We start from the raw sequence: 18,503 nt of genomic DNA on the forward strand, positions 1-18,503 counted from the left end.
GCGAGTGTTTGGACCACATCATTGTCCTGGGCGAGGTGCATTTGCGTCGGGTTCTGCAATCCTACGCCGACTATTACGATCGTGTCAGAACGCATCGGTCGTTGGACAAAGATGCGCCGGTTTCTCGCCCGGTTCAGCGGACCGCAAGCATCAAATCGTTCCCCATTCTCCGCGGACTCCATCACCACTATGTCCGGCTTTAGGTTTTCGGTACACACAGGAGCTTAGCTCTGCGTCTATGGTCTCAACTCATCCCTCGCAACATAGTCTTCCGCTAAAATGCTAAGCTCTTTCGCACAGCCAAAGCATGAAGAAATCTCCAGCAACCATCTTTCGAAAAAGAATCGGGATTGCAGAATCGAACGCTGACGCACGTCGCTGTAGGTCCTTCAGCATGGCTCGCGTTCGTCGTCAGGATGCCCGTCTTGATCATCGCCCGCGCCTTGAGCTCCTCCGAGCGCGCCTTCGGTCCCCGCCTGAAAAGAAAATCGCCCGCCCGTAACTCCAGCGAGTCGCTCTGCCTTCGGCTCTCTATATTGATTTCAATACAGCACCGAGCAAGGCTTGGGCGGCCGCGCGGAATTATATCGAGCCCACCGAATTGAGAGTTCGTGTGACCGCCTATTCAGTAGCAGCTTCAGTAGCAGCCAAAATCGCCAGCTCGCCGTGATGCCGGGCGGCTTTGTCAAATCAGGTGGCCGGAATCACATTGTGGTTGAGCCGGAACATGTTGGCCGGGTCGTAGGTTTTCTTGATGGACGCCAAGCGCGCGTAGCGCTCCGGCCCGTAAATCGCCGCGCCGTCGGCCGCCTCATCCGGCGCGAGGTTGTTCACGAAACGCCGGTCGCCCTGCCAGGGCTTCATGCCGTCGAGCAGCTCGGCGACCGACCTCTTGAGTTGCTGCTCCTGCGACAGCGGACCGGCCGAGACGCCGAGCAGGCTGTACGGCAGGCCCCTTGTAGCTACGGCGTTGGGCATCGCCGGCTCCCGGTCCCACGCCCCGCCCAGGGCACGAAGCTCGGCGATCACCAGGGCGGTCTCGGAATCCGGACCGACCAGTTCGATCAGTTTGTCCTGCGCCTGCGCCGGAAACTCTCGCAGCATGATGCCCCGTTCGTAGTAGGGCAGCGGGTCGGTCGGCTCGCTGTGGATCGACGCGACTTCGGTGTACGGCATGTCCCGCACGGTGTCCAGGACTGCCGGAGCTACCGCCCGCAGCGGCGCTATCATCCGCTCGCCGTCCGCGGTCGTGCCGTTGTAGGCGATCCGCACGGACACCAGAAACTTCCCGCGTACAGGCTCGGGCACTCCGGGCACCGACGGCATCCGCATCACGGCGATCGACGTGACCATGGTCTCCGGGGTGCTCGGGTGCCAAGCGGTCCAGGCTCTCAGCACGTCCGCCGTACGCTCACCGGGGAAGTAGATGCCGCCGCCGTAAAGGCGGGTCACCGGGAACAAGTCGAATTCCAGCGCAGTGACCACTCCGAAGTTGCCCTTGCCGCCGCGCAGCGCCCAGAACAGGTCGGGCTCGGACTCGGCATCGACATGCCGCAGTTTGCCGTCCGCGGTCACCACGTCGAGCGAACGCACGTGGTCGGCGGCGTAGCCGTGGGAGCGGCCGAGGGTCGGGCTGAGGCCGCCGCCTAGCGTATAACCGGAGACTCCCACGGTGGGGTTTGACCCGTTCAGCGGGGCCAGCCCGGCTTTGGCCGCCTTTGCGATGACCTCCGACCATAGGGCTCCGGCGCCGACCCGAGCCGTGGGGCCGGCCACGTCGATCGTTATGTCGTTCATTCGATGAGTCGCGATCACGACGGCGCCGCGCGCCTGGCCGACAATCTGGTGGCCGGTTGTCTTCACCAGGACCGGCCGGTGCTGCTCCGCCGCGAAAGTAACGGCGGCCTGGACATCGCGCGCGCTCTCCGGCACCACGATCGCCGCAGGCACCAGCTCGTGATTCAGATTCCAGACGGCGCGTTCGTCATCGTATCCCGCCTCGCCCGGCAATAGAACCGAACCCGCGACCGCAGCCAGGAGGGGCGCGGCATCTTCCGGCAATACCGGCGGCAGCGACGCATCGTTAAAAGCCATGACATACATCCCTGTTTCTAGTGCCATACCCAAGCCAAGACGCGTGGACGGTCCGAAAAGCCTCTGTTGTTCTCCTCCGCCGTTCGTGATTACGGGTGTGTGGGTGGGGCCTGAATTAGTGCGGTTCCGAAACCAGACGCGCCTCACGTTAGGCCGCCGAGCGGGGCCGCGTCGTGGGTCGAACGCGCCCTTTCGTGCCTCGCGTCACGCACTGGCGTCGCCCGACGAATTCGACGATTGACTGGAGTATGCCAGCGGCATGCAAGTCGCCGGTGCAGAATGGTGTCGCTCGCGATCTCGGCGGCGAGGTCGAGGTCTCGGGGGGGCAAGCAGGACGAGAGCGTGATCCTCCGTCGATCTCGTCGAGGTGAAGGTCGCCGCGGACAAGACCGCGTAAGCCGCGGTGATCCGCTATCGGCGGGTTTGTAGAAGAACAGGGTGACGAAGAGCAGGGTGGTAAAGGAATCTGAAGGGATCACCAAGTCAACCCAGAACCAAACATACCAGGTGAGAACCGGACGTAGTAGGAATGTTGGATGCGGAGCATGTTGTCCGGCTCTGCCGGGAGATCAACGAATAAGTACGCGCTAACAACTAACCTATTGCCGGCGCCTCACAACCCGGTAGCCAGGGTTCGCGTTCCTGGTTGCGGTGCTGATCGGCCTCTCGGCGTGGCTTCATTTACCTGGGACCTGGGCCTTCATCTTTAAGCTGGCGACCCGATCGTCTCAGCGCTGCTCAGCTCATCACTGCCGGGTGTCACGATCGCGCGCTTCTCCAACATTTGATTGCGCGTGGCGTTGAAGAGTCGGATCGGAGCCCTCTTTTAGGAGCTTCAAACCACAGCCTTAAGGGATCTTGGTGACAATGCGGAGTGCTGACCGTCTGATGCGCAGTGCTGACCTTCTGCAGACGCCCGAGTTGAATTACGAACAGTGGAGGGATCTGTTGCGCCCGATTTGTGGGCTGCACACGATAGACAACCCTGAAGCCTTTGCCGGCCGAGTTCGACCCCGGGACATCTTCGGACTTAATGCGTCGGAGATTAGGAACAACAAATGCCGTTGCGAACGGACACAAAGGGATATTCGCCTTGACGGCCTTGATCACTGCTTTGCCGTATTTCAGGTCGCTGGACGATCAACGATCATTCAAGATGATCAGGCCGTAGCACTGGGGGTGGGAGATGTCGCGTTCGTAAATTGTGCCCGCCCGGTGACGTATCTTAATGATGGCCACGAACAGTGGATCACACTGCAGTTGCCTCGCCAGCGTCTGATTCGTGGCGTTGGATTCGAGCCGCGCGGCGGCCTTACTGGCTGCTCTGGAACGCCTGCATCACGCCTGCTATTCCAACTCGTTCTGGACGCCGTCAACGAAGAGGTATCTACGCCTACGTCGGCTGGCAACTATATGCAATTGGCGGTTTTTGATCTGCTCGGAGCGCTATTAGCGCCGGAAGATCCAGCACCGAGGTCCCTTCATTCGGATCGATTGTTCAGGCGCATCTGCTTTGTCGTCAAAGATCGCTTTGCCGATCCGGATTTCGGTCCATCTAAGATTGCGGCCGAGGTCGGTATTTCGCTACGTTATCTCCAAAAACTGTTCACGAACCGCGGTTGTAGCTGCAGCGGCTTCATTCAATCAGTGCGCCTGGATCAAGCTGCGCGCAGTATCAATCGTCGGGCATCGATGAAGTCGGGCCAGAGTCTGAGCGAGATAGCCTACGCTTGTGGGTATCGCGATTACAACAATTTCGCCCGTGCGTTCCGCCAAAGGTTCGGTCACGCACCCAGCGTTCACCTACAGGGAACGACGCCAACCTAGTGCGTGGCGTAGCGGCCGCGGCGGCGCGTTAGACCCAGGACGCCGGCCGCGCGGTAGCCTGTCTGAGATGGCAGCTGGCGACGGCCGCGTCTCGAAATGTATCGTCAGCGTGGACCATCACAGATTCCATTCTCGTCAGTTCGCTTTTTCGCGCGCAGCATCAATTGGCGGCCTCTCAGTCTGGCGAGTACATCCCGACATATCAGGACTGCCGTGAGTCCTACGGCGAGAACCTAACGCCGTTGGTTGCGCCTTGACGGGCTATCAGCTTTTCGACTTAGGCGTCGACTCTTGGCCGAAACGATCTGGCTTCTGCAACGGTTTCTATGCGCAGCCCTTCGAGTTCTTGCATTGATGTCGCAGGACTTCGGCAGCCGGGCCAAGGACGTGCGGCAGAACAGCTGGCGCTGAACGAAGCAAGCTACACGGTCTCGCCGAAAGTTAATTGTCCTGCGCGCGAGCAGCCAGTTGCCGACGCCTCAGCATCCGCCGGTTGACCGCGGGAGAGCGTCGGCGTGAGCGGTCAATCGGCCGCGAACGTCAGTTCATTGGTATCGAGGCTGCCAGTGCTAATGTTAGTGCGCCCTGTCGGAAACTGCTGGAAATCGTGCTAACAAGAAATATCGACGCTGGCTAAAGCTTGCGGAGAAAGCAGGGTACTCCCAACTCCTCGTTCGCGGTTGGATGGCCTACTGCATTGATAGCGTGAACCGCTTCCGTCCGACGACGCACGGAGAAGTCAAGCACCGCGTCGTGCGCAGCAGCAGCCCCTTAGGAGAACCAAGCATGGATTCCATTTCCCGTCGGCATCTATTGGCGGCAACCGCCGCCTGTGGTCTTCTTACGACTGCGGGTCTCGCGCATGCGCAAACCGGAGGCGCCGCTACTCCACAGCCACAGCGGCCTGGTCACGGCGGCACCGATCCCGGCCCGCGCAATCTGATGCGGGATCAGCAGAACCCGGATCTGTTGGTTCCGCCATCGACCGATCATGGCACGTTGCCGAACCTGCGCTTCTCGTTTTCCGATGCGCATGTGCGGCTCGAGCCGGGCGGCTGGACCCGCCAGGTCACGCGGCGCGAGCTCGGGGTTGCGACGTCCATCGCCGGCGTGAACATGCGTCTGAACGCCGGCGGCGTGCGCGAGCTGCATTGGCACAAGGCGTCGGAATGGGCCTACATGCTGTATGGCAAGGCGCGCGTGACGGCCGTCGATTCCGAGGGGCGCTATTTCGTCGACGATGTCGGTGTCGGCGACCTCTGGTTCTTCCCGGGCGGGACCCCGCACTCGATCCAGGGCCTCGGTCCCGACGGCTGCGAATTCCTTCTCGTCTTCGACGACGGCGACTTCGACGAAGACAACACTTTCCTGCTCAACGACTGGTTCCGGCGCGTGCCGCCCGACGTGCTGGGTAAGAATTTCGGCGTGCCTGCCGCGCTGTTCGGCCACACCCCCGAGGAAAGCGAACGCTATATTTTTCCCGCGCCGATACCGGGGCCGCTCGGCTCCGAAGCCATACCGGGCGCACAGGCGGCGGAGACGAACTACACGTGGCGGATGATGGAGCAGGTGCCGATCAAGACCAGAAGCGGATCGGTGCGGATCACCGATTCCCGTCTGTTCCCGATCAGCACCACGACCGCCGCGGCGCTCGTCGAAGTCGAGCCGGGCGGATTGCGCGAGGTGCACTGGCACCCCAATGGCGACGAGTGGCTCTACGTCATCGAGGGGCAGACGCGCATGGGCGTGTTCGCCGGCCAGGGGCAGGCCCGAACGTTCGATCTGCAGGCCGGCGATGTCGGGTACGTGCCGGTGGCGATGGGGCACTACCTCGAGAACACGGGGCCGAACACGCTGCGATTTCTCGAGACGTTCAAGAGCGACCGCTTTGTCGACTTTTCTCTAGACACCTGGATGGCAGCCACGCCGCCCGAACTGGTGCAGGCGCATCTGAACCTGGATCCACAAGTGATGAATGGGCTGCGCAAGGCCAAGGCTCTGGTCGTGCCCGAATAACGGCGTACGTCGGAGTGCGTCGCGGCGCACTCATCGGCCGCCGACGGTGAACCGGGGCTGGCGGGACCCGCCGCCAAGCTTGCGGTGGACAGAGGCTCCGTGGTTCGCCTCAGCGGCAAAGCCTCAGCCTCCTGCTCGCGAAAGCGGGCATGTAAGCAGGGGTAAGGGGCCGAATACCGCGGGTCACAGGAGCCACTCGAATGAACTGGAATTGTAGCGCGATCAGACAGGAGACGCTACGTCTCGGTACGTTTCCAACCCAGCAGTCAGCAGATCAGAGCCCGCATTCGCTTTCTGCTGTGACTTTGTTTGAACGCGAAGAGCTAACCCGAAAGCTGCACCCGATATCCTCGTCTTTCGATCCGACGCAAGCCGTGTATTTTGAAAAAACATTCGGATTATTGAAATACGACACGACCGGATGCTGCAACCTAATCGTGTTCGATGAAATGGATGAGGAAAAGGTCATGATCGGCTATCTCCGTTTCGTGCTTGAATGGATCGCGAACACCGACAAGGTAGGTATGCAGGTGATGCGCGTGGCGATTGCAATCGTCTTCCTGTGGATCGGCGCGCTCAAGTTCGCCCCCTACGAGGCCGACAGTATTACACTGTTCGTTGCAAACAGCCCGTTTTTGTCATTTTTTTACAAGCATCCCAATCAATACAAGGCCCACCTTACGAGGGAAGGAGAGTTGAAGCCGGCTGATAGAGCCTGGCAGACGGAAAACCATACCTATTCGTTCTCGGATGGATTGGGTTCAGTCGAGATCATAATCGGCCTGCTGACGTTGGTCGGGCTTTTCTCGCGTCGATACGGAATGTTGGGAGCGATACTGGCCTTTCTCACGCCATTCGTCACGTTGTCGTTCCTGATCACGACGCCCGAGGTTTGGGTCCCGGCGCTTGGCGATACGCCGCACGGCTTCCCTTGGCTCTCAGGCGCCGGTCGGCTGGTGATAAAGGACGTCATGCTGTTGGCCGGCGGCTGGCTCATCATGACCGACAGCGCCCGCGCCTTGCTCGAGGTCGGCCGGCAGCCTGCTTCTGATCTGGGAGGCGTCCGCCATTTTCTCGGCGTGGGGAAACTGTAAGTGGTGAAGCTCTGACTGGCGGAGCATCACTTGCTTCAAATCAACGCTTGCTCGTGGTGATCGGGCTGGTGCTCAGATTGATGGGGCTCGATGCCGGTTCACGCGGCGAGGCGACGAGGACACCTTTGGGCCCCAGCGGTGCGCCTCACCGGCTGATCACGCTGGTCTTCGGCTTCGTGCTATAGCCGATCGCGATGATCTGGCCTATCTCGATGTGCCCGCGAACTGGACGGCGGAGTCCCGGCCATGATGATCGCCCTCATGACGCTCAATCGGGCGCTGCCGTTCGCGCTGGTCTGGCTCGGCGCCATCCGCTTCGGGGCGTTTGCGAGGCTTCGCCCTTGATCACGAGCGCATTTGATGACCCTCTGGGCGACCAGCTGTCTACGCCGGTGAGCTGACGAGGCGATCTTCAATTCAGACTCTCAGGTCGGATCGACCAGTTTTCCACTTGATCGCGCCTTCTGCATTGAACAGTCAGCCCGACAAGAGCCTGAACTTATTCTCGGGAAGCTCACTCACTGAACTGTCGTGCCATGGCGGCCGGCGCCTCGGATCCTGCTCTTCCGGACGTTCACTGTCGGTTATATCGATCGCGAGGATGCCATCCGTGGCATCTTCGGTTAGCAATTGTTCCGTGAACGGCTGCATGACCAAGCATGAGTGACCTGGATTGGCTATAGCGACGCTCGCCAGTTTTTTGAGCGGCGATCGCAAGTGAGCCCAATGCTTGACAATCAGCGACCAATTGCAACCGTCCTTTAGCGCGCCGTTCAGAAGGCCGTTTGACAACGGATCGTGAGGTGCAAAGACACCCAGGCTGTTTGCGATGTCGATCACATGCAGGCCAGTGGGAAGAAGCACCAGGAGGCCGACTTTGTCCTTGCTCATCCTAACAAGTCTCATGACTTTCTCCGTTCGGCAGCAGTGCGGTTGCCGTACCGCTACCTCGTTCTAGCGAGTAAAGTTGTTCCGCCCCGAGCATAGAACAGTACCAAGATTAGTAATTCTGGCCGTACCATCGCGCGATGGCTGCCGTCATTGGCGGTTTTGACAGGTTTGGTCATCAGGGTTAAAGGCGGGAACAGACACGGCGCTGTCCGCCCGCGTCTTTCCGGCATCATAGGATTTTCTGGACATTGCACGGAAATCTTGGCCGATAGATTGACCGCCTTGATGAGGCGATCCCACGAAAGGGGGCGTCTGCTTGTCCTGCAACGTCCAAAGGCATCGGCCTCGAACACTTTCTCGAATTTCGCTTTTGGCATCGCGTTTCTACAAGACGTCGGTGAAGCCTTCGCCATACCAACCATCTAGTACCGAGCGCACCTCCGTCAGTGCGTCCGACGATCAATACAGAGCCATCAACCTGCTCGGCCCAGCATCTTTGGTGACCACAGACGTTGTCTGGAATGTCAGGTGGGTCGCAGATGACACGCGACCCCGACTCCAAACGTTGCAATAGAACCTGCGCAGGCGAAGGCCAAAGCCCGCGGCTACCGCCTGTCGCACAATCTGAGAGCTCGTGGCTTTCGAGATCGACGATCAGCGTAACAATCGGAAGTGAAGGAAAGCATACGCGATGGTCGCATATGCCCTTAGCACCGACGGAATGAGCCGATCCAAAGCGTGCGTTTCGACAAGGCTGCGTGCGGATCTAATAGCCAGTAGACCCATTCTCATCCACGCTGAATTAGTATGGGTCAGGGAAGGACATCATGCCGACAAACCTGCCTGCGATTCCATCGACCGCCGTATTCCTATGTTCGGCTCTTCTTGCTTTTGGATATGCTGCCGCCGCACTTGCCGCTGCGCCAGCACCCGTAAAAGGCGACTATTTCCATACCGGGGCCGGCGCGCGATATCTGGAGCGAGCCAAGGGCGACATCGTCACCGTGCCCTTGCGCGGCAATATCAATGTCCTGATGGGATCCGGGGCAAATATCGTGGTTCTGTCGGGAAGCGAGGGCAAGTTCCTCGTCGATGCCGGCATCAAGCCGTCGAAAGACAAGTTGGAGGCGGCTCTCAATAAGATCAGCCCGTCACCCTTGAAATATGTCGTAAACACCCATTGGCACTGGGATCATACCGACGGAAACGAGTGGATGCAGGCAGCCGGCGCCACGATCATTGCACAGAGAAATACGCTGAAGCATCTTTCCGATACCACTCGCATCGATGATTGGAATTGGACGTTCGCTCCCCTTCCGGCCGGCGCGCGCCCGACGATCATCGTGGAAAATGAGAGGGATTTCACCTTTGCGGGCGACTCCATAAAGGTGGAACATTTCGGCCCCGGCCATACTGACGGCGATGTGTTGGTGTACTTTGAAAAGGCCGATGTGATGGCCTTCGGCGACACGTTCTGGAACGGATACTATCCGTTCATCGACAACGAACACGGCGGCAGCGTCAATTCGGCCATCGCCTGGGCTAACAAGGCTATCGAACGCACCACGAATCAAACAATCCTGGTTCCTGGTCATGGGCCGGTCGGCAACCGCGCTCACTTGATCGAGTTTCGCGACATGCTGGTCGCGGTGCGCGATAAGATCGTTGCACTGAAGTCACAGGGGAAATCCCTCGAAGAAATCATTGCGGCGAAGCCGACCGCGGCCTTCGACGACAAATGGGGAAGATTTGTGATCGATCCGGAGTTCTTCACCAAACTTGTGTACGAAGGACTGTAGACGGTAGCCGTGGCCGTGCCGCCATCGACAAAAGGGCTAGGTTGGTGCCACGGCGCAATCCAGGCTGCAGTGATATTGAAACGCCGCCTCGCGAGCTGGAATATTGGCAAAGAGGCTTGGCCGGCCTCAGTGTGAACGTCTGAACCGCTGCAAGGGGTGACACATGACTGATAGCTTGATCGTCGTCGTTTCCTCCCGCCCTTTCGACGACACGCTGAATGCCCTGGTCGCCAGCGTGAAGCACAGGCAGGTAGAGGTGTTCGGCATTGTCGACCACGCCGCCAATGCGCGGGGCGCAGGCCTTACGCTTGGCCGCACCACGGTGGTGACGTTCGGCGGGGCGAACGCCGGCACGCCTCTGATGCAGGCGCACCAGACGCTGGGCCTTGACCTGCCGTTGCGCGTCTTAGTCTATGAGACCGCCGAAGGCCACGTCCGCATCGCGTATCGCGAACCCCGCGATATCCTGGCCGGACAGGGCGTGGCGCCGGACGCTTTCCCTTCGGTGGGCATCATGTCAGCCATGCTGGCGGCCGTCTCGGCCGAGGCCGCCGGTGGGAAACCCGAATAGACAGAGCGCCAGGGCAGTCATGAAATCGAAACGGATGAGGAGATCCGCCAACGGTTCGGTCACGCATCCGGTGTTCATGTGCGGGGCGACAACGCCAACTTGGTGCGTGACCTAAGGCACGAAAGGACGCGTTAGGCCTACGACGCCGCCGACTCGGTGGTCTAAGCCGATGACAGCGTGATGAAATATGCACGCCGCCATGCGTGATGAAGGTTTCGCTATCGCTTGATCTCAACCGACGATGTGGCTTTCGAACGGCAATCATCTTGCGGAACGCTTTGGCGCTTGCGGCGAGAGCTGAACGTCACTTGGACACAAGGCAACAGGAGGACCGCTGTGATCGACAGACGCACCTTTATACGCTCCGGAGTTATGCTTGCAGCATCCGGTGCCGTTCTGCCATTTTCATCAAATTCAGCTTTGGCTGAGACTGTGACGTTGCCGTTCGGCAATGGCGAGCGGCCGCTGGTCAGATACCCTCAGAAGCGTTTGATGATCGGCCTGACCAGCCGGCCCCCACAGTTGGAGACGCCTTTCTCGGTGTTCAATGAAGATGTGCTCACGCCGAACGATGCGTTCTTCGTGCGCTACCATCTCGCCGATATTCCTCTGGAGATCGATCCGGATACATTCTCCGTTGAGATCAAAGGAAAGGTCGCCAAGCCGTTGAAGCTGTCACTGGCCGAGATCAAGAAGATGCCGGCCATTGATCTCGTGGCAGTCAATCAATGTTCCGGCAATAGCCGGGGATTTTCGGATCCACGCGTCGCCGGTGGTCAGCTCGCCAACGGCGCCATGGGCAATGCACGTTGGCGCGGCGTGCCGCTGAAAGCGGTACTCGATAAGGCCGGCGTGCAGCAGGGCGCCAAGCAGGTGACGTTCGGCGGCCTCGATGGTCCGGTGAGCGATAGAACACCGGATTACGTCAAGGCGCTGGATATCGATCACGCCCGTGATGGCGAGGTGATGCTGGCCTATGCCATGAACGGGACTGACTTGCCGCTGCTGAACGGGTTCCCGCTGCGGCTCGTGGTGCCCGGCTATTTTGGGACCTATTGGGTCAAGCACCTGAACGAGATCACCGTGCTCGACTCGGTGTTCGATGGCTTCTGGATGAAAGGAGCATATCGGATCCCGGACAACAGCTGCGCCTGCGTCGATCCCGGCGCCGCACCGAAGTCGACAGTGCCGATCAATCGCCTCAACGTCCGTTCTTTCATCACCAACCTGACCAACGGCGCCAAGGTGAAGGCCGGGGGCCCCACAATAGTCAAAGGCATCGCCTTCGATGGCGGAACTGGTATCAAGGACGTCAGCCTGTCGCCCGACGGCGGCAAGACCTGGCAGGCGGCCAAGCTCGGCAAGGATCTTGGCAAGTATTCGTTCCGTGAATGGCAGCTCTCGGTCGGGTTGCCGCCCGGCGCGCATGACCTCAAGGTTCGCGCCACCAACCAGGCCGGGCAGACACAGCCCGAAACTGCAACATGGAATCCGTCCGGCTACATGCGCAACGTGATTGAAACAACGTCTGTTACAGCAGCCTGAGGAGCCTAGTCATGACCTTGCACAGGACTGCGTTGAGAGCAGTATCGATGATGGCGAGTGTTGCTGCGATCGCCGGCATCAGCGTCGCAGTTCGGGCCAAACCGGTCTCTTACGAGCTCCCTCCGGAAACCGCCACGTTCAAGCCGGGGCCAAACCTTGAGGTGGCGCAAGGCAATTGCACCGCGTGTCATTCGTCCGACTACATAAAGACTCAGCCACAGGGCCCAAAGTTTAAGAAGGATTTCTGGCAGGCCGAGGTCATGAAGATGATCAAGGTGTACGGCGCACCGATCGACGAAGCGGACGTCGGCAAGATCGTCGAGTATCTGTCGCAGACGTATTAAAGCGACTGCCTGTCGATCCGGCCGAACTGGTCCCGCGCTGCCTCGGGGGCCTCACGGGTGGATCTCGGGACGGCTTCGAGGCGCTATATGGATCAGTCGGGCACCGGTGAAGATACTGGTCGACCAAATACTATCTGAAGTCAGGGAGCAGTTTGGCGCGTTCTCCGGGAAGGCGCTTGCCTTTTGCGGCAGCTCACGACGCGGGGAAGTCGCGCAGAAAAACGTAATGAGATGGTGAAAGTGGGTCCAGAGCCTCGCCCCTATCCCCTAAGTCGGGGCCGGCGGTTGGAAGAAATTCAGTCTTTGGAGCATGCCAAGCCGAGCGTAACATCGCTGCAGAGTGGCTTCGTTCGCGCATCGCGAACGGGCGTGGTGATCGGCTCGTGATCTGCCCGGGAACTCAGAACGCAATTTTCAATCTGCTTAAAACGCTGATGTCGCCGGGTGATGTGGTTCTCACTGAAGCGCTGACCTATCCCGGGATAAGGGCTGCGGCCGGATATGCGGGCGTTCGCCTGGTCGGGGTCCCGATGGACGAGCACGGCGTCGTTCCGACCGCGCTTGACGCGGCGTGTCGGCGACATGCCCCCAAGGCGGTGTATTTGGTTCCGACTATCCACAATCCGACGACGGCGACAATGCCGCCTTGTCGGCGTGAGGAGGTGGCCGAGATAGTGCGGAGAAACGACGTATTGCTGCTGGAAGACGACGCCTATGGCCCACTCGAGCCGGACGCGGTGCCGCTTGCTCATTGATTCCGGAGCGGACATACTTCATGGCGAGCCTATCAAAGTGTATCGCACCCGGCCTCCGTGTATCATTTGTCCTGACCCCCGGCCGCGCGTCCGCGGAGCTTCTGGCGGCTGCGCTGCGCGCAAGCGTTCAGATGCCGACGCCACTAACCGTCGCGCTTGTCACGCGGTGGCTGCAGGACGGCAGCGCCAATGCGATCATCGGCGCCATTCGAGCCGAAGCGGCAGCAAGACAAAAGTTGGCCGCCAGCGTGCTCGCACCACACTGCTTTTTGGCACATCCCAACGGCCATCACATCTGGATCCCGTTGCCGGGTGACTGGACCAGCACCGAATGGGCGCCGCATGTTCAGAGACAAGGTCTTGCGGTCGCCAGCTCCGAGCCATTCACCGTCGATAGCGTTCCGCCTCACGCTGTTCGTATCTCGCTCGGCGCCGCCAGCAGTCGATCTGATCTCATCAGAGCATTGGATGTCGTCGCCACCGCATTAAATCATCGATTGACCAAATCCGTCTGAGCCAACGCAATCGAACCAACTGCGTTGCCGTTAACAGGGGCCGCTGAGTACCCATCCGGGTGACTGAAAATACCAGACGGCGGTTCTGATCTATCGAGGCAGTTTAACTGCGGTATGCCCAGGCCGAATCTAGCTTCCTTTCTGGCCTGTAGGTCCCCGGTCCATACAGCCTCATCGGGGCCAGGTTTATTTCCGGAAAGCGAGCGCTATTTCAGTCCGTGCAAACGCAAGAGGAAGAAAAAGGATGATAATTTCATTTTTACCTCTACTCCTGGCTTCGCAACTGATCGTCACGGTTGCGCATAACGTTCCAAACTTCGACATTGAACGGGGGTGCAAAATCGACAGTGCCTCCGTATTCGACCCAAATGTAGGTTTGAGCGCAGCGATCAAGAAATGTGTGGACGACGAGCAAAAGGCAAAGGATCAGCTTCAAAAGCAATGGACGCAATTTGCACCGTCCGAAAAGAAAATATGCATGGGGTTAACAGCTGACGACGCTTCGATCCCACCAAGCTACGTTGAGCTGGAGACGTGCTTTTATGGTCAACGGTTAGTACGACCGAAGGATTAGCAGGTAAGGCGAGTTTGTTATTCACATCAAGAGCGCAATAGAGCGCCCACTCGCGGACAAAAACCCGCAGCCTTCCGCCGGCGCCGTCTTGCCTTCGACAAGCTGCCGTTGGTGTCGAGGCGCGCTCCTGTCAATCGCACGCACGTTCATACAGGCGAGGCAATCCACTTCGTCTGATTCCATTCCACTCCCGCGAATCATATCCATGCGCGCCGTCACTGCCTGCCTTGTTTGCCGCGCGATGGGTTTCACCGGCGGGGCTCGCCGTCGCCCACCGGATATGGATTGAACGAAAGTTGAAAAAGAAAAATGAAGCAATCGTCATTGCCGCGATGCCGTCGATCACGTCGGGTCTGCACGCCACGGCGGCGGACGCGCAGCTCATCATTTCCGGCTAGCCGCGGTCTATGCGGTCTTTCTCATCACCGGCGGACGGCTTGGCGATATTTATGGACGCAATTTATGGACGCAGGTCCGTCTTCCTGATCGGGCTTGCCGGCTTCGCCGTGGCTTCCGCCTTCTCCGGTCTCGCCTAGTCAGGGCGACGACGTTCAACCCCGTGCGTGGCGCAAGGCACGAACGGGCGCGTTAGGCCCACGACGCCACCCGCTCAGTGGCCTAGCTTTGACGGCACGCTGCCGACGGCTGCCTCGCGAGATTTGTCGTCGGCGTGAACGACCGGCAGATTCCATTCTGCTCAGTTCACGTCCGCGTGCGCAATCATTTGTCTAGGAGTAGCAATGCAAAACATCGTTGTGCTGGTGGTATTGATCGTCATTGCTGCGTTATTGGCCTGGTCTGGTTTCCGCACTTGGCGTGTTAAAAACCACATCGGCAAATGGGGCGGCGCAGGTCTGTTGGCGCTGCTGTCCGTCCCGGTGTTGTCTGCCAGCGCGCTCGCGTCGCTCGGGATGATCAAGCGGCACAGCCGCTCCGCGCCCATCCCCGATATCAAGGTTGCGGCTACGCCGGATCTCACTGCGCCTGGCAAGGATATAGCCGACCGTCTTTGTGGCGCCTGCCATTCACACGCTGGCACGCTCACCGGCGGCTACGATCTCGCGGTAGAACTCCAGGTTCCAATCGGGTCCTTCGGGGCTGCAAATCTTACTCCGGCCGGGCCATTGAAGCACTGGTCCGATGGCGAGATTTTCCGCGCAATTCGTAACGGCGTCGACGCGGAGGGCCGGTGGCTGACATTGATGTCCTACGTCAGGGCCGGCCGACTGAGCGACGACGACATCAAGGCCGTGATCGCGTATATTCGTAGTGTACCGGCGGCAGGAAATCCGACGCCAAATCCACCCGATCACATGAATATGCTCGGCCTTGCCATGCTCGGTGCTGGCATGCTGCCAAGCGATCCGCTGCGCCGGCCGAGATCCGTGTGCTGCGGAAGGCGGTGCAGCGCAATTCCCGATAGCAGCATCGCGCACGCAGCCGCCGAACCCGTGCGAAAACGTGAAAGCCAGATGTTGTTCAACCACTCGGTTCGGGTGTTTGTGTTCGCTGCGATGAAAGGAATCCGCCAGAAGCTAAAATTCGAGGACGAGCTGCTCTACGTCTCCGCGTTGTTTCATGACTTGCATGACGCTCCGTGGAGCAGTTGAGCCATCGAGCTGGCGCGACAGGGCAGGGTGCAATCCGAATTACAAATCTCGGTACTATCTAATGAGCCGGATGAGCACATCGCTTCCGCGGAAGAAATGGAGCAGCGAGCAAATCCGGAGGCGCGATCAAGTTGATCGCGACCGGTACCGCGACGCCGACAGCTCAAAACCTTGTAAGGAATTCTCGGATGACGCAACGCATGAAGTACCGGAGCGTGACGCCGGCCGCTGGTCGCGAGAAGGATGTCATAGTCCGCGGCGGGTCCGCTATTTCACCGATCGAGATCGAAAGAGCGTTGCTGAGCCATCCGCTGGTGCGCGATGCGGCGGTCTTTGGCGCGCCGGATCCTGTGCTAGGCCAGCGTGTGGCGGCCGTTGTGCAGCTTGAGGGCGGTAGCGACGAGGCGGCAATCGATAACATTGTGGGCGCCACTAGGGAGCAGCTGGCGGATTACAAAGTGCCGGAGCTGCTGGTGGTCGTGGATGCTGTGCCGCGCAACCCGCTCGGGGAGATTGATCGCCAAACGTTGGCACAACTTATTCTTGGCATACCCGCTCACCAGCGTTTGCAGTGAGAACCGGCGCTAGAGCGGGGTGGGATTAGATTGAATCGATTGAGGATTCCGCGCGAAAGCCGTGCGCCGCCAGTCTTGCGAAACAGCAGCAGCCGCCAGCACCTGTCCTCGCTGCCGCAGAGCCAGACTAGGTTTCTGAAGACCGCGGCTATTCGTCATGTCCCACGGTGAGTTCTTTGACTAATGCCAACATAAAAGTAGCAGTGGCAGGTTGCTGACGATACAGAACGGAAAATTGGCGAGAGAAGTTCAATGGGACGTTTTTCGAACCGTAGATTGGAGCAAATTCTCTCCACCAACTCTGCTCCACCAGGTCGCAGTGTCGTCGATCAATATAATTGCTGCATCCTAGAGATCCGCGCCAACTCGCCTATAATCCCCAGTCGATCCGCGCCGGTCGGACCATCTATGGAGATCAAGTCGATAAACTGCTGTTGGCTGGGAAAATTACCGGCGTACCCTACTAGACCCCACGCGAGCGCTAATTATCCTAACCTAGCGATCGGAGTAGATTGGAGGCTGACCACCAATTGACCACCGAAACACCGTGAATAAACGGCGATAATGGTGGCCAATCGCGAGCAAACTGCACTGTTTTTGTTGATCTTTCCGATTGCTACTTACGTTCGGGACGCAAGGGACGCCCACAGTCAGATCGCTACTTGAACCGAATGTCGGTATCGGTGGTTGCCCCGCAACCAACCAATACGGCCTTCATCACCACTACCCAGGGTTTAGTCTAGCTTCGGTACACACAGCTCGAACTCACGAGGCCGTCGCGTCGACGGGGCTGATCGCATTGCCAATCAATCTCATTGTCGTGAAACGGTAATATTCGCTCGTTAGCTTCCGCGGCATCGTCGGCGACGGGGGCGGTTGCCGACGCATTATCTCGAGGCCGTCAGCAAGTGGATCGTCGAACACGTCGTGGACGGCAGTTGTTGTCCTGTCTACACGACGGACAGTCTATGCTTCAATAAGTCGAAGCGATAGCCAGGCCGGATCGAAGCGGGTTTCAAGTTGTTTTGTCTTGGGCATGGTCCCGTGCGGACTTGGGCGGCCGCGCTAGCGTTGACGGGAATTATTTCGACGACCGGATTGGGGTTGGCCCAGACCGCATCAATGGACGGGCCGATCGAATTCAGCATTCCGACGCAGCCCTTAGCTTCCTCGCTCGATCGTTATGGAGACGTGACCGGACGGGAGGCCTTTTACGATACGAGTCTTGCGCAAGGCCGTGTGTCCGGCGATGTCCATGGTGTATTCACACCACGCGAGGCCTTGCAGAAGCTGCTGACCGGAACGGGGCTGTCGGCGCGGTTCATGGCCGACAATTCGTTCGTGCTATTGCCGGCGTCGCAAATCGGCAAGCCAGCATCACGCCCGTCGGGCTCGGCGGCGTTGGATCGGCAGTACTATGGTCTCATTCAGGACCGACTTCGAGACGCATTCTGTCGAAGCAGCGACGCCCCTCCGGGCAACTATCGCTTTGTCGCAGTGTTCTGGATCGGTCCAAACGGCGCAAACGAACGGTCGCAACGTCTTGGCTCATCTGGCAATGTTGGCGTCGATCAGCGCATAGACGCAATCCTGCGCGATGTCAGATTTGATGAGCCGCCCGCAGCATTCCGGCAACCGGTCCTCATTATGGTCGTACCGCAAGCGGCCGGCGTGACCATGGGCTGCGACGCCCCGCTCCCGGTCGCGCGACAGACGAGAGGCGCACCTTGACGGACGCAGCTCTTTCGACCTTACGACGACTGTTCATCGATCGGTATGATGACCTCAAGGCACGACTGACGAAGCGGTTGGGCTCCGCGGACCTCGCTGGAGACGCGTTGCACGATACATGGGTACGACTGTCCCGTGCGGATTCCGTCGGCGTCGTCCAAAGCCCCGACAGCTATCTTTTCCGCGCCGTTCTCAATGCGGCAGAAGACCAGCGCCGTGCCGACAAACGCCATCTGACAGCCATCGAGATCGACAGCCTGTTCGATCTGGCTGACGAGACGCCTGGCCCCGAACAGGCTTTGCAGGCGCGCTCCGATCTGCAGACATTCGAGTCGGTGCTCGCTGAGCTTCCTCCGCGTCGCCGGGCCATCCTGCTGGCCCGGCGCCTCGACGGCCTGTCGCGGGAGGAGATCGCCGCCCGGCTTGGCGTTTCGATCCGCCTGGTGACAAAGGAATTGCGGCTCGCCCACGAGCATTGTGTTGCACGTTTCAGGAATTTGCAGGATTGATCGTGTCCATTTGGCCGTCGAGAATCGTCCTTGAAGCCAAAGGGCCATTGATG

Annotated in this window: 17 protein-coding genes and 1 pseudogene; 15 read left to right on the forward strand and 3 right to left on the reverse strand. The window is 59.4% G+C overall.

The window, feature by feature from the left end; genetic code table 11:
* Positions 1 to 203 (forward strand): annotated as a pseudogene (locus AC5ZGW_RS37915) (hypothetical protein); the annotation flags it as partial.
* 487 nt (positions 204 to 690) lie between these two features.
* Here the strand turns inward: AC5ZGW_RS37915 and AC5ZGW_RS37920 are convergent.
* Complete coding sequence (locus AC5ZGW_RS37920; RefSeq protein WP_130227830.1) at positions 691 to 2,094, reverse strand: FAD-binding oxidoreductase; 1,404 nt, start codon at positions 2,092 to 2,094, stop codon at positions 691 to 693.
* A gap of 888 nt (positions 2,095 to 2,982) precedes the next feature.
* Between AC5ZGW_RS37920 and AC5ZGW_RS37925 the strand changes: the two genes are divergently transcribed.
* The 3 genes from AC5ZGW_RS37925 (at position 2,983) to rclC (ending at position 7,031) form a co-directional block, all read left to right on the forward strand.
* Positions 2,983 to 3,921 (forward strand): helix-turn-helix domain-containing protein, encoded by a 939-nt coding sequence (locus tag AC5ZGW_RS37925; RefSeq protein WP_165435365.1) that lies wholly within the window; start codon positions 2,983 to 2,985, stop codon positions 3,919 to 3,921.
* A 786-nt stretch (positions 3,922 to 4,707) separates the two neighbouring features.
* On the forward strand, positions 4,708 to 5,937 hold the full coding sequence (locus AC5ZGW_RS37930) for a cupin domain-containing protein (RefSeq protein ID WP_130227832.1): 1,230 nt from the start codon (positions 4,708 to 4,710) through the stop codon (positions 5,935 to 5,937).
* Between the two features lie 200 nt (positions 5,938 to 6,137).
* Positions 6,138 to 7,031 carry a reactive chlorine resistance membrane protein RclC gene (gene rclC, locus AC5ZGW_RS37935; protein WP_283813290.1) on the forward strand — a complete coding sequence of 298 codons (894 nt, stop codon included), beginning with the start codon at positions 6,138 to 6,140 and terminating at the stop codon, positions 7,029 to 7,031.
* A gap of 477 nt (positions 7,032 to 7,508) precedes the next feature.
* On the opposite strand, the gene AC5ZGW_RS37940 is transcribed toward rclC, so the two are convergent.
* Entirely contained in the window at positions 7,509 to 7,922 is a 414-nt protein-coding gene (locus AC5ZGW_RS37940; RefSeq protein ID WP_130227833.1) for a hypothetical protein, read from the reverse strand.
* Positions 7,923 to 8,749: 827 nt separating this feature from the next.
* Between AC5ZGW_RS37940 and AC5ZGW_RS37945 the strand changes: the two genes are divergently transcribed.
* The 7 genes from AC5ZGW_RS37945 (at position 8,750) to AC5ZGW_RS37975 (ending at position 14,025) form a co-directional block, all read left to right on the forward strand.
* Positions 8,750 to 9,721, forward strand: coding sequence for an MBL fold metallo-hydrolase (locus AC5ZGW_RS37945; RefSeq protein ID WP_130227834.1), 972 nt, complete (start codon positions 8,750 to 8,752; stop codon positions 9,719 to 9,721).
* A 163-nt stretch (positions 9,722 to 9,884) separates the two neighbouring features.
* Positions 9,885 to 10,292 (forward strand): DUF302 domain-containing protein, encoded by a 408-nt coding sequence (locus tag AC5ZGW_RS37950; protein WP_130227835.1) that lies wholly within the window; start codon positions 9,885 to 9,887, stop codon positions 10,290 to 10,292.
* Between the two features lie 336 nt (positions 10,293 to 10,628).
* The gene (sorA, locus tag AC5ZGW_RS37955) at positions 10,629 to 11,837 is read left to right on the forward strand and encodes a SorA family sulfite dehydrogenase catalytic subunit (protein WP_130227836.1); all 1,209 of its coding nucleotides are present in this window, start codon (positions 10,629 to 10,631) and stop codon (positions 11,835 to 11,837) included.
* 11 nt (positions 11,838 to 11,848) lie between these two features.
* Positions 11,849 to 12,181, forward strand: coding sequence for a SorB family sulfite dehydrogenase c-type cytochrome subunit (sorB, locus tag AC5ZGW_RS37960; RefSeq protein ID WP_130227837.1), 333 nt, complete (start codon positions 11,849 to 11,851; stop codon positions 12,179 to 12,181).
* 329 nt (positions 12,182 to 12,510) lie between these two features.
* Positions 12,511 to 12,936, forward strand: coding sequence for an aminotransferase class I/II-fold pyridoxal phosphate-dependent enzyme (locus AC5ZGW_RS37965; RefSeq protein WP_130227838.1), 426 nt, complete (start codon positions 12,511 to 12,513; stop codon positions 12,934 to 12,936).
* 131 nt (positions 12,937 to 13,067) lie between these two features.
* Positions 13,068 to 13,451: an aminotransferase-like domain-containing protein gene (locus AC5ZGW_RS37970; protein WP_130227839.1), complete on the forward strand. Its 384-nt coding sequence runs from the start codon at positions 13,068 to 13,070 to the stop codon at positions 13,449 to 13,451.
* A gap of 244 nt (positions 13,452 to 13,695) precedes the next feature.
* Positions 13,696 to 14,025: a hypothetical protein gene (locus AC5ZGW_RS37975; RefSeq protein WP_130227840.1), complete on the forward strand. Its 330-nt coding sequence runs from the start codon at positions 13,696 to 13,698 to the stop codon at positions 14,023 to 14,025.
* Between the two features lie 130 nt (positions 14,026 to 14,155).
* Here AC5ZGW_RS37975 and AC5ZGW_RS37980 read toward each other — a convergent pair whose 3' ends face one another.
* Positions 14,156 to 14,371 (reverse strand): hypothetical protein, encoded by a 216-nt coding sequence (locus tag AC5ZGW_RS37980; protein WP_130227841.1) that lies wholly within the window; start codon positions 14,369 to 14,371, stop codon positions 14,156 to 14,158.
* Positions 14,372 to 14,765: 394 nt separating this feature from the next.
* Here AC5ZGW_RS37980 and AC5ZGW_RS37985 point away from each other — a divergent pair, with 394 nt between their 5' ends.
* The 4 genes from AC5ZGW_RS37985 (at position 14,766) to AC5ZGW_RS38000 (ending at position 18,450) form a co-directional block, all read left to right on the forward strand.
* A complete protein-coding gene (locus AC5ZGW_RS37985; protein ID WP_245474880.1) occupies positions 14,766 to 15,635 on the forward strand; it encodes a c-type cytochrome in 870 nt (289 codons plus the stop codon).
* A gap of 188 nt (positions 15,636 to 15,823) precedes the next feature.
* The gene (locus tag AC5ZGW_RS37990) at positions 15,824 to 16,210 is read left to right on the forward strand and encodes an AMP-binding enzyme (protein ID WP_130227842.1); all 387 of its coding nucleotides are present in this window, start codon (positions 15,824 to 15,826) and stop codon (positions 16,208 to 16,210) included.
* A 1,122-nt stretch (positions 16,211 to 17,332) separates the two neighbouring features.
* On the forward strand, positions 17,333 to 17,941 hold the full coding sequence (locus tag AC5ZGW_RS37995) for a secretin and TonB N-terminal domain-containing protein (protein ID WP_496114055.1): 609 nt from the start codon (positions 17,333 to 17,335) through the stop codon (positions 17,939 to 17,941).
* A complete protein-coding gene (locus AC5ZGW_RS38000; RefSeq protein WP_130227844.1) occupies positions 17,938 to 18,450 on the forward strand; it encodes an RNA polymerase sigma factor in 513 nt (170 codons plus the stop codon). Before AC5ZGW_RS37995 ends, AC5ZGW_RS38000 begins: the two co-directional genes overlap by 4 nt.
* The last annotated feature ends 53 nt before the right edge of the window (positions 18,451 to 18,503 follow it).

The organism is Bradyrhizobium sp. Crot121 (assembly GCF_059512385.1).

Bases quoted from the DNA above. Each gene is read 5' to 3' on its own strand.
- AC5ZGW_RS37920 (WP_130227830.1), bottom strand. From the start codon at position 2,094: ATGGCTTTTAACGATGCGTCGCTGCCGCCGGTATTGCCGGAAGATGCC.
- AC5ZGW_RS37925 (WP_165435365.1), top strand. From the start codon at position 2,983: ATGCGCAGTGCTGACCTTCTGCAGACGCCCGAGTTGAATTACGAACAG.
- AC5ZGW_RS37930 (WP_130227832.1), top strand. From the start codon at position 4,708: ATGGATTCCATTTCCCGTCGGCATCTATTGGCGGCAACCGCCGCCTGT.
- rclC (WP_283813290.1), top strand. From the start codon at position 6,138: ATGAACTGGAATTGTAGCGCGATCAGACAGGAGACGCTACGTCTCGGT.
- AC5ZGW_RS37940 (WP_130227833.1), bottom strand. From the start codon at position 7,922: ATGAGCAAGGACAAAGTCGGCCTCCTGGTGCTTCTTCCCACTGGCCTG.
- AC5ZGW_RS37945 (WP_130227834.1), top strand. From the start codon at position 8,750: ATGCCGACAAACCTGCCTGCGATTCCATCGACCGCCGTATTCCTATGT.
- AC5ZGW_RS37950 (WP_130227835.1), top strand. From the start codon at position 9,885: ATGACTGATAGCTTGATCGTCGTCGTTTCCTCCCGCCCTTTCGACGAC.
- sorB (WP_130227837.1), top strand. From the start codon at position 11,849: ATGACCTTGCACAGGACTGCGTTGAGAGCAGTATCGATGATGGCGAGT.
- AC5ZGW_RS37970 (WP_130227839.1), top strand. From the start codon at position 13,068: ATGCCGACGCCACTAACCGTCGCGCTTGTCACGCGGTGGCTGCAGGAC.
- AC5ZGW_RS37975 (WP_130227840.1), top strand. From the start codon at position 13,696: ATGATAATTTCATTTTTACCTCTACTCCTGGCTTCGCAACTGATCGTC.
- AC5ZGW_RS37985 (WP_245474880.1), top strand. From the start codon at position 14,766: ATGCAAAACATCGTTGTGCTGGTGGTATTGATCGTCATTGCTGCGTTA.
- AC5ZGW_RS37990 (WP_130227842.1), top strand. From the start codon at position 15,824: ATGACGCAACGCATGAAGTACCGGAGCGTGACGCCGGCCGCTGGTCGC.
- AC5ZGW_RS37995 (WP_496114055.1), top strand. From the start codon at position 17,333: ATGGACGGGCCGATCGAATTCAGCATTCCGACGCAGCCCTTAGCTTCC.